This is a genomic window from Chryseobacterium lathyri (genome assembly GCF_003290185.1).
Lineage (GTDB): Bacteria > Bacteroidota > Bacteroidia > Flavobacteriales > Weeksellaceae > Chryseobacterium > Chryseobacterium lathyri.
This window is the reverse complement of sequence record NZ_QNFY01000047.1, coordinates 1-619: the sequence shown is the minus strand read 5'-3', so window position 1 is coordinate 619 and position 619 is coordinate 1. Positions and strand designations below refer to the sequence as shown.

Here is a 619-nt window from a genome sequence, read left to right as displayed (position 1 = left end):
CTTTTCTATTTTTTTCTGGAACTGCATTGGGCAATATACCAATGAATCCAGTTCTTCAAGCTTGTCTTCGCTAACCACATTGGTGAAAACCACATTTTCCACACCGTCTTCGTAGATAGCAAAACCGGTCTGCATTTTAGCTATCACATTCTGATGCTTAAGGATGAATTGTCTGGCTTCTTCAGGATTATTGGTAAGGCAGGTTTCAGGAATATTAAGGCCTAGCTTAACGGCAATTTTCAACTGCTCTTCTTTACTGTCCAGCCTTCTGTAAATCCCCGGTTTCCCCAATGCATAAGCATCTACAGATTCTATAAATCCGAAAAGCGTGTTGCGGATCTCGCCCATTGCGGCGCTATAAAACTTTTTATCCATTTCTTCTTTCACCCCGTTCCCGATGTTATAAGCTCTTCTGTACCAAACTGCTGCAATATCGTCAAGACGGTATTTTGCCTCTTTGGTTTCAAGAATGCTTATCCATTCGCCATCCTGGAAAACAGTGGAGAGTTTATTTTGTATAGGATACAGGTCTACATCGAAGCGAATAACCTCGCAGCCGTTTTTTTCTATATATTCTGTTACTTTTTCAATTGAAAAATTATCCTGTGTATGCGTAATT

The 619-nt window shown here is 40.1% G+C and carries 1 protein-coding gene; it reads right to left on the bottom strand.

Annotation, left to right across the window (positions count from 1 at the left end; translation table 11 throughout):
- On the bottom strand, positions 1–618 hold a 618-nt coding region (locus DRF61_RS22460; RefSeq protein WP_338065571.1), incomplete at its 3' end, for an MvdC/MvdD family ATP grasp protein.
- Between the last annotated feature and the right edge of the window lies 1 nt (position 619).